We start from the raw sequence: 15,453 nt of genomic DNA, 5'->3' as shown, positions 1-15,453 counted from the left end.
CCTGTAGCGCCTGTGCAATCTGCGCGAGGCGCTATTTTTTTGATAGTGTGAGGCTGGCCGGCGCCTGAGCGAACTCAGGCCTGGAGGCGGAGTTCCGGCTCGTTCTCGGCCAGCAGGCGGTTCAGCGCACGTTCCACAATCGGCGCCTGTTCCAACATGCGCAGCTCGCCGCTACGCAGCATGGCCGCTACTTCACGCTCGTTGCGCACAAAGGCGTCAAAGCCTTCGCGGTTGGTGAAGAGAAAGCGCGTGCGCATGGGGCTGACCCAGCTCAGGCGGCAACGGTGGGCCGCGGTGGTAATTCCTTCGACCTCGAACCAGACACCGCGCGTGAGCACCTGGGCGCTGGCGTCGAAATCGTCCATCTCCGACGGGTTTTGCACGGTGAGCTGCTCGGCACGGCGTTGGTCCAGTGCCTCCATGGCAGCCTGACCCGCGCTTTCTTCCAGCGCGGCTGCTTGTGTGTCCACAGGAGGTGGCGCCTTCATGCGGATGGCCAGCATGTGCGTGCCGATGAGGCGGCGCGTGAAGGTGGCGCGCGCATCGCCATGCCAGTCGATTGCGTCCAGCTCCACATTGAGCACACGCACCAGCTCGGGCAGCACGCCGACCAACTCCTTGCGTTCCTCGGAGCTGGTCTTGGGCTGGGTGCTCCAGATCAGGCGGTCCATGGTGTCCAGCGTGGCATTCCAGCGGCCGGGCTCGGTGTCTTCCGTGAGCCAGGCGGCAGCGATCACCTGGCGCCACTGCTCGGTCAGAAAGGGCTTGAGGAAAGGCACCAGCGGCAGCTTTTCGGGCAGGGCGCTGATGCGGGCGTGGATGATTTCGTCGGCATGGGCGAGGGCGGCGTTGAGGGCTTCCTCGTCGCGCTGCACGTCGGCCACCGGCTCGATCTGCTGCTGCGCCTGCTGTTCGCTCTCGAACAGGAATTCGGTGAACTCGGCCAGCAGCAGGCTGAACAGCGTGAGGTCATCCTCGAACTCGTGGAGAACGCGCTGCACGGTGTGCTCAATGCGCACATAGAGTGGGTCTTCCTCACCTTTCTCGGGCGTCCAGGCGACGGAGGAGGAGGCCAGCGTATCCACCAGTTTGCGCGCGGGGTGCTCGCTGCTCAGGAAAAAGTCACGGTCCATCATGGCCGCGCGCAACACAGGAATCTGCAGCCGGCCTATCACCACCTTCATTTGCATGGGGATAGCCTGGTCGGCAAACACATAGTCGAACACCTCGGCCAGTGCGTCCACGGTGCCCCGGTCCAGCTCGGGCGCCTGGCGGATCTCTTCCTGCTCGCGGATCTGGCGCAGCACGTTGTGGTGGCCATGCGGGCTGTCCTGCGCTTGCAGGTGTTGCCAGCGCGAGGCATGGGGGCCGGCGTTGGCCTGCATCTGGCCCAGGTAGTCCAGCAGGGCCGGGTCGGCGGCGACCCATTGGCCGGAACCGCCGCCATAGGGTTGGGTCAGGGTTTGCGGTCCGTCGGGCCCTTCGGTATCACCCTCGTAGAGGCGGGCTACATCGCCGCCATCTGCCTGATGCGGCGCGGCGCCTACGCCCAGGCGCTGCAGAAAGGAGCGCACCTGGGTCACGATTTGCTGGCCAGCAGGTGCCAGCGCGCTCCAGGCGCTGCGCTGGTGTTCAGGCGCCGGCCCTGGCCCTGTGCCGGCGGACGGCACGGCTGCCAGCGGTGCACCGCGTGTCAGCGGTGCCTGGCCGGAACTCAGGGGAGTGGGGGCGCTGTTGCCGGCCTCGCCCAGCGGTGCGGCGCCGGTGAGCGGCGCGTAGGCCGAGGACACCGATTTGCGGATGCGGTGCACCGTCTGGGCCTGGATACCAGCCTGGGTCAGCGTGGCACCCAGCTCGGTGTAGAGCTGCGTCAGGTCCATGGTGTGGCCCGGTTCCAGGGCCTGCACCAGGTGTTCCGTGGCCTGGGGATCGAACTCGCCCTTGTCCCAGGCGCGCAAAAAGGCACCCAACAAAATGCTGGGGCGGAAGGGGTTGGAGGAGAGGCTGGGGGATTCGTTGCCAAACAGCACGCCCAGCTTTTGTGTCAGCGGCGTGAGCACGGCCTCGTAGCGCGTGTTGAATTGTTGGGCTACACGGTCCAGCAGCAGGATGCGGTGCACCTCGTCCACATCGATGAGGCTCAGCGTCATGCCGTCCAGCGCGTGGTCGCCGGCTGGGGCTGCGGGCTTGTTCCCCAGTTTCTCCATCTCGGGCCAGATCGCCAGCACCTCTTCCTGCAGGCATTGCTGCAAGGCCTCACGGTAGCCGCGTTTGAATTTTTCGGACTGACGGTCCAGCAGCACGGCCGCATTGCGCAGGTTTTGGGACTGGAGCAAGGGCAGCTTGCTATCGGCCAGATCCAGCAGGTGGGCGCGTATCTGTTTGAGCTGGGCGTCTTCGCGGTCTTCAAAATAGCCCAGCGTCTTGCCCATCATGGCGCGTACCAGCCGCACGGCCTGTGCGCGGGACTCCGGGGTGCTGGTGCTGACTGAAAAGGACTGAAAGGCGCTCATGTACCGCGGACTCGCCGCGCCACGCCAAGAGCGGGCGGACCATCCGTCCATCGACTGAATTTCTGATGCGGAATGATCGCATGGCGATCGCCTCCGCCCTAGGGCGGCAGGCGCCCAAACCCGCAGATTTACGCGGCCGGGTTGGTGTTTCTGGTAACCAGTTGTAAATAGTCCGTTTGGACTGTAGGAAAGACCACCCCGGACTGGCCAGAAACCCAGGGGGTATGCTTGTCCATGCAGGCCAGAAACAGCGCTGATTCTTCAAATGCTGTGAGCCAGGCTTGCAGCGCGGGCCAGGGCTGGGCTGCAAACCAGACCGGATCGGTATGGGCAAATTGGCGGATGAAGGGGGCCAGTGCGGCGTCAAACAGGCCGAAATGGGATCCGGCGAGGTAGGGGTGGTCTCGCAGCTCGCTGTCGAGCGAGGTAAGCCATTCGGCGGCGGCATCGCGCTCGGCCATGCCGCTCTCCAGACCATGACGCGCAGGGTATTTGTAGCGGTCCAGTTGTCGCTTGAAGGGGCCGTCATTGTGTGCAATGGCGTCCTGTGTGCGGGCCTGCGCGGCCCCGGTGCGGGGTAGCCAGCCCAGCGGGTCGTGTTGCTGCAAGGCCCAGTGCATGATGTCCAGGCTTTGTTCCAGCAGCCTGCCGTCGTCGAGTAGCAGCACCGGCACCGTACCCTTGGGCGATGCCTGTAGCAGCTCGGCCGGCTTGCGTGCCAGCACCACTTCGCGCAGTTCGCAGACCTGCTGGCTCACGGCCAGCGCCAGGCGGGCGCGCATGGCATAGGGGCAGCGGCGGAACGAGTAGAGGATGGGCATGCGCTCAGGCGCCGGGCAGTACCGCGCCTATGTGCACCTGCTGGCGCGCTTTGGCTAGCTCCCACTGGCGCTGGCGTTCGCGCGCGCTGTTTTTTTGCGTCTCGCTGGTTTGGGCGTGGCAGCGCGGGCAGCTCACACCGGGCTCGAAAAGAGGAGAGTCTTTGGCACCTTCTTCCAGTGGGTGGCGGCAGGCGCGGCACAGGCCGTGTGGGCCCGGCGTGAGGCCGTGGCCCACGGAGACGCGCTCGTCAAACACAAAGCATTCACCCTGCCAGAGGCTGCGCGCGGGGTCTACAGTTTCCAAATATTTGAGGATGCCGCCCTCCAGGTGGTAGACCTCGTCAAAGCCCTGGGAACGCAGGTAGGCGGTGGATTTTTCACAGCGAATACCACCAGTGCAGAACATGGCCACGCGGGGCTTCTGCCCGTCCCGGGCTTGCAGCGCCTGGGCCTGTTGCACCCACTGCGGCAGTTCGGCAAAGCTCTGGATGTGCGGGTTGATGGCTCCGGTGAAGGTTCCCAGTTCCACCTCGTAGTCGTTGCGCGTGTCGACCACGACCACGTCGGGAGCGGAGATCAGCGCGTTCCAGTCCTCGGGCTTCACATAGGTGCCCACGTCGCGGGTCGGGTCCAGGCCAGGCACCTGCATGGTGACGATCTCCTTCTTGAGTCGCACCTTCATGCGGTAGAAGGGCGCCTTGTCGGCAAAGGATTCCTTGTGCTGCAGATCGGCCAACTTGGGATCCGCACGCAGGTAGGCGAGCACGGCGTGCACGTCGTCGGGCGCGCCCGCAATGGTGCTATTGATGCCCTCGCGCGCCAACAGGATCAGACCCTTGACCCGGTGCGCCTCGCAGAATGCCAGCAGCGCCGGCTTGCGTTCGGCGTAGTCGGGCAGATCCACAAACTTGTAGAACGCAGCGGTCAGGTAGCGGACGGTGGACATGCGTCGGATTGTGCCCTGCGGACTCTCGTGACGAGAGGCCGCAGGGTTGACCTGGATCAGCTGAAGAAGCTCTTGAGGCGGTCGGTCCAGCTGTCACCCGACGGCGAATGCTTGCTGCCGCCCTTCTTGAAGGACTCGTCGAGTTCCTTCAGCAGCTTGCGCTGGTGCTCGGTGAGCTTGACCGGGGTTTCCACCGCGATGTGGCAGTACAGGTCGCCGGGGTAGCTGGAGCGCACGCCCTTGATGCCCTTGCCGCGCAGGCGGAACTGCTTGCCGGTCTGCGTGCCTTCGGGAATATCGATCGCGGCCTTACCCGCCAGCGTGGGGACATCAATCTCACCGCCGAGCGCAGCAGTCACGAAGCTGATGGGCACGGAGCAGTGGAGGTCGTCGCCATCGCGCTCGAAAATGTCGTGCTTCTTGAGGCGGATCTCGATGTAGAGGTCGCCGGGAGGGCCGCCATTGGTGCCGGGTTCGCCGTTGCCGGCACTGCGGATGCGCATGCCGCCATCGATACCGGAGGGGATTTTCACTTCCAGCGTCTTCTGGCGTTTGATCTTGCCCTGGCCGCTGCAGACGGTGCAGGGTTCGGGGATGACCTTGCCTGCGCCACGGCAGGTGGGGCAGGTCTGTTGCACGCTGAAGAAGCCCTGGCGCATCTGCACCGAACCCGCGCCATTGCAGGTGCCGCAGGTCTTGACCTGGGTGCCGGGCTTGGCGCCACTGCCCTTGCAGGTGTCGCAGCTGTCCCAGCTCGGGATGCGGATTTGTGCATCCTTGCCGCGTGCGGCTTCTTCCAGCGTCACTTCCATCGCATAGCTCAGGTCGCTGCCGCGATAGACCTGGCGGCCCCCGCGGGCGCCACCGCGCTGTTGGCCAAACATGTCGCCAAAGATGTCGCCAAAGGCCTCGGCAAAACCGCCATAGCCTTCACCACCGCCGCCGCCCCGGTTGGGGTCCACGCCCGCATGACCATACTGGTCATAGGCCGCGCGTTTTTGCGCATCCGACAGCATCTCGTAGGCCTCTTTGGCCTCCTTGAACTTCTCTTCAGCGGCTTTGGCCGCATCACCTTGGTTGCGGTCAGGGTGATGCTTCATCGCCAGTTTGCGATAGGCCTTTTTGATCTCGTCTTCTGAAGCGCCCTTGCTGACGCCCAGAACTTCGTAATAGTCGCGTTTGGCCATGTGTGTCTCTGTGCCCGTTTACAACAGAAAAGCCGCGTTGAACCCCAGCTGGCGTTCAACGCGGCGTCTTTCAGCTGCGCATGTCAGCGCAATCAGCCTTTTTTGACTTCCTTGACTTCCGCGTCGACTACGTTGTCGTCGTCCACCGGTTTGGAAGAAGATGCCTGCGCTCCTTGATCAGATGCCGCTTCGGCACCGCCTTCGGCTGCCTGTTTGGCCTGCATGTCGGCATACATCTTCTCGCCCAACTTCTGGCTGGCGGCCATCAGCGCGTCGCTCTTGGACTTGATGGTGTCCTTGTCGTCGCTCTTCAGCGCATCTTCCAGTTCCTTGATGGCCGCTTCGATTTTTTCCTTCTCGCCGGCTTCCAGCTTGTCGCCGTACTCGGTCAGGCTCTTCTTGACGCTGTGCACATTGGCATCAGCTTCATTCTTGGCCTGCACCAGTTCCAGCTTCTTCTTGTCGTCGGCAGCATTCAACTCGGCATCTTTCACCATCTGCTGGATTTCTGCTTCGGACAAACCGGAGTTGGCCTTGATGGTGATCTTGTTTTCCTTGCCGGTGCCCTTGTCCTTGGCACCCACGTGCAAGATGCCGTTGGCGTCGATGTCGAAGGACACTTCGATTTGAGGTGTGCCGCGGGCTGCGGGCGGAATGCCTTCGAGGTTGAACTCGCCCAGCATCTTGTTGGCAGATGCAATTTCGCGTTCGCCTTGGAACACCTTGATGGTCACGGCGGGCTGGTTGTCTTCCGCAGTCGAGAAGGTCTGCGCAAACTTGGTCGGGATGGTCGTGTTCTTGGTGATCATCTTGGTCATCACGCCGCCCAGGGTTTCAATACCCAGGGACAGGGGGGTGACGTCCAGCAGCAGCACGTCCTTGCGGTCACCGGACAGCACCTGGCCTTGAATGGCGGCGCCCACGGCCACAGCTTCGTCGGGGTTCACATCCTTGCGGGGTTCCTTGCCGAACAGTTCCTTGACCTTCTCTTGCACCTTGGGCATGCGGGTCATGCCGCCGACCAGAATCACGTCGTGCACTTCAGAGGCGGAGACACCAGCATCCTTCAGGGCGGTGCGGATGGGGGCAATAGTGCGCTCGATCAGCTCTTCCACCAGGGATTCCAGCTTGGCGCGGGTCAGCTTGATGTTCAGGTGCTTGGGACCCGATGCATCCGCAGTGATGTAGGGCAGGTTGATGTCGGTCTGCGAGCTGCTGGAGAGTTCGATCTTGGCCTTTTCAGCGGCTTCCTTCAGGCGTTGCAGGGCCAGCACGTCCTTGGACAGGTCCACGCCTTGCTCTTTTTTGAACTCGGAGATGATGAAGTCGATCACGCGTTGGTCGAAGTCTTCACCGCCCAGGAAGGTGTCGCCGTTGGTGGACAGCACTTCGAACTGCTTCTCGCCATCGACGTCGGCGATTTCGATGATGGACACGTCAAACGTGCCACCGCCCAAGTCGTACACGGCGATCTTGCGGTCGCCCTTTTCGTTCTTGTCCAGACCGAAGGCCAGCGCGGCTGCGGTGGGTTCGTTGATGATGCGCTTGACGTCCAGACCGGCGATGCGGCCAGCGTCCTTGGTAGCCTGGCGTTGTGCGTCGTTGAAGTACGCAGGCACGGTAATGACGGCCTCGGTGACGGGCTCGCCCAGGTAATCCTCGGCGGTCTTCTTCATTTTGCGCAGCACATCGGCACTGACCTGCTGGGGGGCCAGCTTGTTGCCGCGCACCTCCACCCATGCGTCACCGTTGTCGGCAGCGGCAATGGTGTAGGGCATCAGGTCGATGTCCTTCTGCACTTCCTTTTCGGTGAACTTGCGGCCGATCAGGCGCTTTACTGCGTACAGCGTATTTTTGGGGTTGGTCACGGCCTGGCGCTTGGCGGACGCGCCGACCAGCACTTCGCCATCTTCCTGGTACGCAATGATGGAGGGCGTGGTACGCGCACCTTCTGCGTTTTCGATCACTTTGGCAGTGTTGCCTTCCATGATGGCGACGCAGCTGTTGGTGGTACCCAAGTCAATGCCGATGATTCTTCCCATGATTTACTCCTACTAACTTAAAGATTCAGATGTGGATAACGTGTGGGTTAACTGGCTTGTTTCAAGAGCCCACAACGTTCAAAGTGGTATTTTTCAGGTCGGTCGGCCTTATTTGGGGGCTGCCACGGTCACCAAGGCCGGGCGCAGTACGCGGTCGGCAATGGAATAGCCCTTTTGCAGTACGCTCACCACGGTATTGGCTTCCTGCTCGGCGGGCACCATGCTGATGGCTTGGTGCTGGTGCGGGTCGAACTTGGTTCCCGCCGCCGGTGCAATCGCAATCACCTTGTTGCGTTCCAAGGCCGCCAGCAACTGGCGCAAGGTAGCTTCGGCGCCTTCGCGAATCTGTTCGGGGCTGGCGTCCTTGATGGTCAGGCCGGCTTCCAGGCTGTCTGCCACGGGCAGCAGGCTTTCGGCAAACGACTCCACAGCGAACTTGCGGGCCTTGGCGATTTCGTCTTCTGCGCGGCGGCGGGCGTTTTCCGCATCAGCCTTGGCGCGCAGGTACTGGTCGGCCAGATCGGCGCTCTTGGCCTGCAGTGTGGCCAATTCCGCCTGAGCCTGACTCAGGGCATCGGCCTCGTTGGCGGCTTGAGCCGCAACCATTTCCTCGGTGCTTTGGTAGTCGGCTGCCGCAGGTGTGGGGGTAGGGGTGGAAGAGTTGTCAGACATGCGTTTGGATCGAAGTTAGGCGGGTTTGCGCCCCAGTTGGCGACTGGGAGCGCAGTTTCAAGGGGTTTTAGCCCGATACGCCCAGCAATTCCACATCGAATTTGAGGGTGGCATTGGGAGGAATCACGCCGCCAGCGCCGCGGGCACCGTAGCCCAGGGTGGCGGGAATGATGAGGGTGCGGCTGCCGCCCACTTTCATGCCGGCCACGCCTTCGTCCCAACCGCGGATCACCATGCCGGCGCCCAGGTGGAACACGAAGGGGTCGTTGCGGTCCTTACTGGAGTCGAACTTGGCGCCCTGGGTGCCGTCGTTGTAGAGCCAGCCGGTGTAGTGCACCTTCACGCTCTGGCCCTTGGTCGCGACGGCGCCGGTGCCTTCCACGGTGTCTTCGAATTGCAGGCCGGTGGCGGTGGTTTGCATGGGGAGTTCCTTGTTTGCTATAAAAAGAGTAGCTGCTCGCGCAACGTGGGCGTGCGCCGGGACGCAGAAAACCCTAAATTATGCCGCAGACGAAAAAAAGACAGGCTGAGCCTGTCTTGCTGGGTGAGCAACCGGCGCGCGCCGGTGCTTGCTTACTTGGCCTTCTTGGCCAGGCTGGTGGACCATTTCACGGCAAAGGCTTGCAGGTCGCCCAGGCGCTTGAGGAGGTCGGCGCCAGCTGCGGTAACCACATACCCGTCATTGCCGTGGGTCAGGAGGCCGGCTTCGCGCAGCTCCTTGATACGGGTATTCAGGGTATTGGGGGTGATACCGCCCACGCTGTCCTGCAGCAGACGGAAGGTTTGAGCATGTCCGTCGCGCAGGGCCCACAGCACCCGGATTGCATATCGGGACTCCAGCAAGCCCAACAGTTGTCCGACTGCGGCTGTTTCTTTTGCACTCATTACCTTACCCTTTGTCTTGGCCCTGACAGATTGCGCCCGGAGGCCACAACCGCTGAATTGAGCGGAAACTATAGCGCAGATTTTCAGCTGCTACAAGTTTCATAGCTGGTCAGGTACGCTTTTCGGGATAAAGCCCCGAAAAAGCTTCCAACCCGGGCTGCGCCATGGGGGCTGTCCCGCTCTTGCCAGTGTGCGGGCGAGGTGCTAACGTTCTTTGAACGCCCAGCGGGCAGGCACCTTGCGGAGACTCCCATGATTTTCAATTTTGAGCAGGTTCACAACTATTACGAACGCTTGGTATTCGAGGAAGTGGTGCGCCGGGCCCAGGCCCACCCCGACTTCACGAACGACATGCTGGCGGACGTGGCCTGCGTGGCGCTGAACCGCCTGCCGGCACGCTATGTGCGCCATGACGTGGACATGATGTTCTACCTGACCGAGCAGGAACGCCACGCCATCGAACTCTCGCTCGAAGAGGTGCTGCAGTTCGCCTTCGGTTTTGTGGGCGAGCGCGCCATCAAGCAGTCGCGCTAGGGCCGCTGCCTAAAAAGTTGCCAGTACTTTGTCCATCAGCACCGGGCTGATGGTTGGCAGGGGGCCGAACCAGGCTTCAAACGCCGGTCGGGCCTGGTTCAGCAGCATGCCCAGTCCGTTCACCGTGGCGTTGCCACGCGCCTTGGCCTCCACCAGCAAGGGTGTCTCCAGCGGCACATAGACAATATCTGACACCAGCGCGGTACGGGGCAGCGCGTCCAGGCGCAGGTCCAGCGCGGCTTGGCCGTGCATGCCTTGGTTGGTGGTGTTGACCAGCAGTGCGGCACCAGCCAGTGCTTCGTGGCGCTCCGCCCATGGCACCGCCTGTACCAGCGGGCCGAATTCCTGTGCCATATCCACCGCCTTGCCTTCGCTGCGATTACTGAGGCGAATTTCGGCCGCGCCCTCGTCCAGCAAGCCCGCAATCACGGCACGCGCCGCGCCGCCGGCACCCATCACGCAGGCCGGCCCGGCGTCGGCGCGCCAGTGCGCTTGCGCGTCACGCAGGCTTTGGATAAAGCCGTAGGCGTCGGTGTTGCGGCCTGTTAACGCGCCATCTGTACCGACCACGATGGTGTTGGCCGCACCTATGCGCTGTGCCAGTGGTTCCAAGTGGTCCACGATGGACATGGCGGCTACCTTGTGGGGGATGGTCAGGTTGCAACCGGCAAAGCCCAGCACCGGCAGGGCGCGCAGGGCCTGTTCAATCTTTTCGGGCTCCACGGGCAGCAGCACATAGGCGCCGCGCAGACCGTGTTCAGCGATCCAGTGGTTGTGCAGGATGGGGGAGCGGGAATGGGCGACGGGCCATCCCATCACACCGGCGAGTCGGTACGGTTGTTCGTGGGCCATGCAAGTGGTGCGGAGAATGTACTATCAAAAAAAATAGCGCCCCGCGCACATTCCATGTGGGCTGGGGCGCTAAATGGCTTGAAAGCCGGAGGCTTACAGTGTGTCGGTGAAGCTGCGCAGCTTGTCGGAGCGGCTGGGGTGCTTGAGCTTGCGCAGCGCCTTGGCTTCGATCTGGCGAATGCGCTCGCGGGTCACATCGAACTGTTTGCCCACTTCTTCCAGCGTGTGGTCCGACGTCATCTCGATACCGAAGCGCATGCGCAGCACCTTGGCTTCGCGCGGCGTGAGGCTGTCCAGGATGTCCTTGACCACATCGCGCAGGCCGGCCTGCATCGCAGCTTCCATGGGCGCGGTGTTGGCGCTGTCTTCGATGAAGTCGCCCAGGTGGCTGTCGTCATCGTCCCCGATCGGCGTTTCCATGGAGATGGGCTCCTTGGCGATCTTCATGATCTTGCGGATCTTGTCTTCGGGGATTTCCATCTTCGCGGCCAGCACGGACGCATCGGGCTCAAAGCCGAATTCCTGCAGGTGCTGGCGGCTGATGCGGTTCATCTTGTTGATGGTTTCGATCATGTGCACCGGAATGCGGATCGTACGGGCCTGGTCCGCGATAGAGCGGGTGATGGCCTGACGGATCCACCAGGTGGCGTAGGTCGAGAACTTGTAGCCGCGACGGTATTCGAATTTGTCCACCGCCTTCATCAAACCGATGTTGCCTTCCTGGATAAGGTCCAGGAACTGCAGACCGCGGTTGGTGTACTTCTTGGCAATGGAGATCACCAGGCGCAGGTTGGCCTCGATCATTTCCTTCTTGGCCGCGCGGGAGGCGTACTCGCCTTCGTTCATGCGCTTGTTGATGTCCTTGAGGTGATCCAGAGGCACCACGACCTGGGCTTGCAGGTCCATCAGCTTTTGTTGTAAGTCCTGTACCGGCGGAATGTTGCGGCCCATCACGGCAGCCCAGGGTTTGCCGGAGGCAGCCTGCTTCTCGATCCACTTGAGGTTGAGCAGGTTGGAGGCGATCTTGTTGCCGTTTTTGTCGCGGCCGCCAAAGTCGGCGATGAACTGTTCCTGCGGGTAGCCGCACTTGTCCACGATGATGCGGCGCAGCTCACGTTCCTTCTTGCGCACGTCGTCCACCTGGCCGCGCACCATGTCGCACAGCTTCTCGATGGCCTTGGCGGTGAAGCGGATAGTCATGAGCTCGTCGCTCAGGGCCTTTTGGGCCTTGATGTAGGCGGGAGTGCCGTAGCCTTCCTTGTCGTAGACCTTGTGCACCTTCTCGAAGAGCTCGCGCATTTTGTCGAAGCGTTCCAGCGCCTGCTTCTTGAGTTCTTCGAGCTTTTTGGTCAGGGCCTTGGAGCCGCCCTTGCCGTCGTCATCATCGGCTTCGTCAAATTCGTCGAAGTCTTCTTCGGCCACATAGTCGTCGGCCTCGTTGGGGTTGGAGAAACCGTCCACGATGGTGGTGATGACTACCTTGCCTTCGCGGATTTCCTCGCCCAGGCGCAGGATCTCGGCGATGGTGGCGGGGGAGGCGGAGATCGCCTCCATCATGTCCATCAGGCCGCCTTCGATGCGCTTGGCGATCTCGATTTCACCTTCGCGCGTCAGCAGCTCCACGGTGCCCATTTCACGCATGTACATGCGCACCGGGTCGGTGGTACGGCCGAATTCGCTGTCCACGGTGGAGAGCGCAGCTTCGGCTTCTTCTTCTGCTTCTTCCACCGTCGCGGCGGTGGAGACGTTGTTGTTCAGCAGCAGGGTTTCTGCGTCAGGGGTCTGCTCGTAAACGGCCACGCCCATGTCGTTCAACATGGAGATCACCACTTCCAGCGTTTCCGCATCGACCAGCTTGTCGGGCAAGTGGTCGGAGATTTCGCCGTGGGTCAGGTAACCGCGGGTCTTGCCCAGCGTGATCAGGGCCTTGAGGCGGGCACGGCGCTTGGCCATGTCTTCTTCGGAGAGGACGGTTTCGTCCAGACCGAATTCCTTCATCAAGGCGCGTTCCTTCGCCTTGCTGATCTTCATGCGAAGGGGCTTGACCTTTTCGCCAGGCGCCGCTGCGGTTTCGGGTTCTCCGGCCAGGTCGGCTTCGATGTCCGACATGTCCATATCATCGCCGCTGGACTCCGTTGCCGCTGCCTTGGGTTTGCGGCCGCGCTTGGCACCGGTCGTCGTCTTGGCCGGTGCGCTCGCTTCCGCAGCCGCTGCCTTGGGCGGGCGGCCGGGTTTCTTCTTCTTGAGCAGTTCGTCGGCTTCGGCGAGGAGGGCGGCTTTGGACTTGGATGCGGGCACGGAGGAGGCTTTCTTATCGGTCTTCGTGGCGGACTTGCTGGCGGACTGGGCAGGCTTGGCAGATTTTGAAGCGGGCATGCAAAAACCTCAGGTCAACAAAAAAACAGGCAAACAACAGATCAGGGCACCAGCTACAGTTCGCAAGAGGCGAAGTAGGTGGCAAGGCGGGGCGCATGGCCCCAGTGGCAAGATGGGAGGGCGAACATTTGGAGTGCAGTCCTTGCGGGGAAGGTGGCCGGTGTGACGTGGTGTCTACGGGGGCCTGTGCCGGAGGTGCTGCTGTCGCTCTTGCCGAAACAATCCAACATTATAGTTTGCAAATGGATTTTTTCAAAGGCATTGTGCTGGCTGTCGCCCTGCTGGCGGCGGGGGCACTAGCCCGGGCTTTCCCTGCAAAAGGTGTCGCTGGACTGGGCGGCGGCTTTCAAAGCCAAGAGTGCGGGCCTAGATCCCGCCGACTTGGTGCCAGTGCTGGTGCTGGATGACAGCCTCAACTACTGGTACGGCCTGAACCTCTCGGTGGACGGAGAAGTGGCACGCAAGCTCAATGCGGCGCTGCAAAAGATCAGGAACGACGGGCGCTACACCCAGCTGCGCCAGAAGTACCTGCTCAAGGCTGCGCGCTAGGCGGCGCCTGGCTCAGGCGGCGTTGGGCTGCACGGCCTGGAGCAGCTGCTTGCGGCGCAGCTCCAGCTCGCGGTAGCGCTGCATGGCGCCAGCATCGTGGCTGGCGGCCGCGATGGCCTCGGTCTGCAATTCCTTGATGCGGTCGATCAGCATGCGGTTGAGCAGGTCGCGCAGTTCGGGGGCGGACTCGGCCAAGGGCTCGCTGCTGACGGCGGGGCCGGCCATGAGGCGCAGGGCCAGGTCTTCGGCGGCATGACCCACGATGGCGTCGCGCAGCGTGCCGCGCGACACCGGGCCGTGTTCATGCAACTGGCCTTCCAGCCAGACAAACAGTTCGCCGTGCGGGGACGGCAGCTCGCACAGCAAGCCATGGTCTTCGCTGGTCAGAATCTCCCACAGCTCGCTGTGGTTGAGCAGCAGGCGGGCGGCGTGGTCGGCCCGGCTGTCGAGCTTGGCACGCGGGCCGCTGGGGCGTTGCTCCTGCTTCCCAAAGCGCCCGCCGCCTTTGCCTTCCCACTTGTCGCGCTTGGTCCAGCCGTCCTTTTTCCAGTCGCTCTTCCACTCGGTCTTTTTCTTCCACTCTTCCTGCGGTACCCAGGGTTCGGCAGGCTCCTCGTAGCTGTAGTGGTCTAGGTCGTGGGGCGCATCATCGTACTGCGGCGGCGGGGTAGGGGCCTTGCGGCGTGGCGGTTCTGCGGCGGGCTTGGCGGCGCCCTGGCTCCAGAGCGCACCCAGCTCGGTGGCCGGCAATTGCACGGCTTGGGCCAACTCGGCCAGCAGTTGCAGCTTGAGCGCGCCTTCGGGCATCTGGGTCCAGAGCGGCTTGGCGTTGCTGGACATGTGGGCGCGGCCTTCGGCCGTAGCCAGGTCGCAGCCTTCCTGCGCCGCCTCGATGAGGAAGCGGCTCAGCGGCGTGGCCTTGGAGACGTAGTCGGCAAAAGCCTGCTGGCCGTAGGCGCGGATGAAGCTGTCGGGGTCGTGCTCGGGTGGCAGGAAGAGGAACTTGATGCTGCGCACATCGGTGGCAAAGGGCAGGGCGCCGTCCAGTGCCTTGCGCGCGGCGCGCCGGCCGGCGGCGTCGCCGTCGAAGCTGAAGACCACGCTGTCGGTGAAGCGGAACAGCTTCTGGACGTGCTCGTTGGTACAGGCCGTGCCCAGTGTGGCCACGGCGTTGGGAAAACCCAGCTGCGCCAGCGCCACCACGTCCATATATCCTTCGGTGACCAGCACATAGCCATGCTCGCGCAGCGCGCTGCGGGCCTCGAACAGCCCGTAGAGCTCGCGGCCCTTGCTGAAAACCGGGGTTTCGGGCGAGTTGAGGTATTTGGGCTTTTCGTCACCCAGCACGCGCCCGCCAAAGCCGATGCACTCGCCCTTGACGTTGCGGATGGGAAACATGATCCGGTCGCGGAAGCGGTCGTAGCGCTTTTCCTCGCCACCGTTTTCGGCCTCGTGCAGGATGACCAGCCCGCTTTCCACCAGCAGCGGGTCGTCGTACTGCGGGAAGATGCTGGCCAGGCTGCGCCAGCCCTCGGGGGCGTAACCCAGGCCGAAGTGTTTGGCGATCTCGCCCGAAAGGCCGCGGCCTTTCAGGTAGTCGATGGCACGCGGCGATTCCTTGAGGCCGCGCTTGTAGGCCTCGCCGGCCTTCTCCAGCACGCTGGTCAGGGTGTTCTGCTTCTGGCGCTGGGCCTGCGCGCGGGCCCGGTCCTGCGCGCTGCCTTCTTCCTCGGGGATGACCATGCCGTACTGGCCGGCCAGGTCCTGCACCGCCTCGATGAAGGTCATGCCGGCGTGGTCCATCAAAAAGCTGATGGCGTTGCCGTTTTTGCCGCAGCCGAAGCAGTGGTAGAACTGTTTGGTGGGGCTGACCGAGAAGGAGGGGGATTTTTCGCCGTGGAAGGGGCACAGCCCCATGAAATTGGCGCCGCCCTTCTTGAGCTGCACATAGCGGCCCACGATCTCCACCACGTCGGTGCGCGCGAGCAGCTCCTGGATGAAGGTTTGGGGGATGGCCATGGCGGGATTGTAGGGACGACGACGGCTGCGGCGGACGTGCGCCGGCCCTGGCATCGA

General features: G+C 62.8%; 13 protein-coding genes. 2 read left to right on the top strand and 11 right to left on the bottom strand.

What is annotated here, in order from left to right:
- Positions 1 to 74: 74 nt before the first annotated feature.
- The 8 genes from AC1RNN_RS07815 to AC1RNN_RS07780 all read right to left on the bottom strand — a co-directional run bounded on the left by AC1RNN_RS07815 (position 75) and on the right by AC1RNN_RS07780 (position 9,066).
- Positions 75 to 2,513 carry a DUF1631 family protein gene (locus AC1RNN_RS07815; RefSeq protein WP_493087216.1) on the bottom strand — a complete coding sequence of 813 codons (2,439 nt, stop codon included), beginning with the start codon at positions 2,511 to 2,513 and terminating at the stop codon, positions 75 to 77.
- 128 nt (positions 2,514 to 2,641) lie between these two features.
- Positions 2,642 to 3,334 (bottom strand): glutathione S-transferase, encoded by a 693-nt coding sequence (locus AC1RNN_RS07810; RefSeq protein WP_493087217.1) that lies wholly within the window; start codon positions 3,332 to 3,334, stop codon positions 2,642 to 2,644.
- Positions 3,335 to 3,338: 4 nt separating this feature from the next.
- A complete protein-coding gene (gene trhO, locus AC1RNN_RS07805; RefSeq protein WP_493087218.1) occupies positions 3,339 to 4,280 on the bottom strand; it encodes an oxygen-dependent tRNA uridine(34) hydroxylase TrhO in 942 nt (313 codons plus the stop codon).
- 56 nt (positions 4,281 to 4,336) lie between these two features.
- The gene (gene dnaJ, locus AC1RNN_RS07800) at positions 4,337 to 5,467 is read right to left on the bottom strand and encodes a molecular chaperone DnaJ (protein WP_493087220.1); all 1,131 of its coding nucleotides are present in this window, start codon (positions 5,465 to 5,467) and stop codon (positions 4,337 to 4,339) included.
- Between the two features lie 92 nt (positions 5,468 to 5,559).
- The gene (dnaK, locus tag AC1RNN_RS07795) at positions 5,560 to 7,509 is read right to left on the bottom strand and encodes a molecular chaperone DnaK (RefSeq protein WP_493087222.1); all 1,950 of its coding nucleotides are present in this window, start codon (positions 7,507 to 7,509) and stop codon (positions 5,560 to 5,562) included.
- 108 nt (positions 7,510 to 7,617) lie between these two features.
- The gene (gene grpE, locus AC1RNN_RS07790; protein ID WP_493087223.1) at positions 7,618 to 8,181 is read right to left on the bottom strand and encodes a nucleotide exchange factor GrpE; all 564 of its coding nucleotides are present in this window, start codon (positions 8,179 to 8,181) and stop codon (positions 7,618 to 7,620) included.
- 67 nt (positions 8,182 to 8,248) lie between these two features.
- On the bottom strand, positions 8,249 to 8,602 hold the full coding sequence (locus AC1RNN_RS07785) for an FKBP-type peptidyl-prolyl cis-trans isomerase (RefSeq protein ID WP_493087225.1): 354 nt from the start codon (positions 8,600 to 8,602) through the stop codon (positions 8,249 to 8,251).
- A 152-nt stretch (positions 8,603 to 8,754) separates the two neighbouring features.
- The gene (locus AC1RNN_RS07780; protein WP_493087227.1) at positions 8,755 to 9,066 is read right to left on the bottom strand and encodes a winged helix-turn-helix transcriptional regulator; all 312 of its coding nucleotides are present in this window, start codon (positions 9,064 to 9,066) and stop codon (positions 8,755 to 8,757) included.
- A 252-nt stretch (positions 9,067 to 9,318) separates the two neighbouring features.
- Between AC1RNN_RS07780 and AC1RNN_RS07775 the strand changes: the two genes are divergently transcribed.
- A complete protein-coding gene (locus tag AC1RNN_RS07775; RefSeq protein ID WP_493087229.1) occupies positions 9,319 to 9,600 on the top strand; it encodes a late competence development ComFB family protein in 282 nt (93 codons plus the stop codon).
- Between the two features lie 9 nt (positions 9,601 to 9,609).
- On the opposite strand, the gene AC1RNN_RS07770 is transcribed toward AC1RNN_RS07775, so the two are convergent.
- Complete coding sequence (locus tag AC1RNN_RS07770; protein WP_493087231.1) at positions 9,610 to 10,452, bottom strand: shikimate dehydrogenase; 843 nt, start codon at positions 10,450 to 10,452, stop codon at positions 9,610 to 9,612.
- Between the two features lie 93 nt (positions 10,453 to 10,545).
- Positions 10,546 to 12,828, bottom strand: a complete 2,283-nt coding sequence (rpoD, locus tag AC1RNN_RS07765; RefSeq protein ID WP_493087233.1) for an RNA polymerase sigma factor RpoD — start codon at positions 12,826 to 12,828, stop codon at positions 10,546 to 10,548.
- 321 nt (positions 12,829 to 13,149) lie between these two features.
- Here rpoD and AC1RNN_RS07760 point away from each other — a divergent pair, with 321 nt between their 5' ends.
- Positions 13,150 to 13,377, top strand: a complete 228-nt coding sequence (locus AC1RNN_RS07760; protein WP_493087235.1) for a hypothetical protein — start codon at positions 13,150 to 13,152, stop codon at positions 13,375 to 13,377.
- Positions 13,378 to 13,389: 12 nt separating this feature from the next.
- On the opposite strand, the gene dnaG is transcribed toward AC1RNN_RS07760, so the two are convergent.
- Entirely contained in the window at positions 13,390 to 15,396 is a 2,007-nt protein-coding gene (gene dnaG / locus AC1RNN_RS07755) for a DNA primase (protein WP_493087237.1), read from the bottom strand.
- Positions 15,397 to 15,453: the final 57 nt, after the last annotated feature.

The organism is Rhodoferax sp. GW822-FHT02D07 (genome assembly GCF_058802405.1).
The sequence above is the reverse complement of the archived record's forward strand: the minus strand, read 5'-3'. Positions and strand labels throughout refer to the sequence as shown.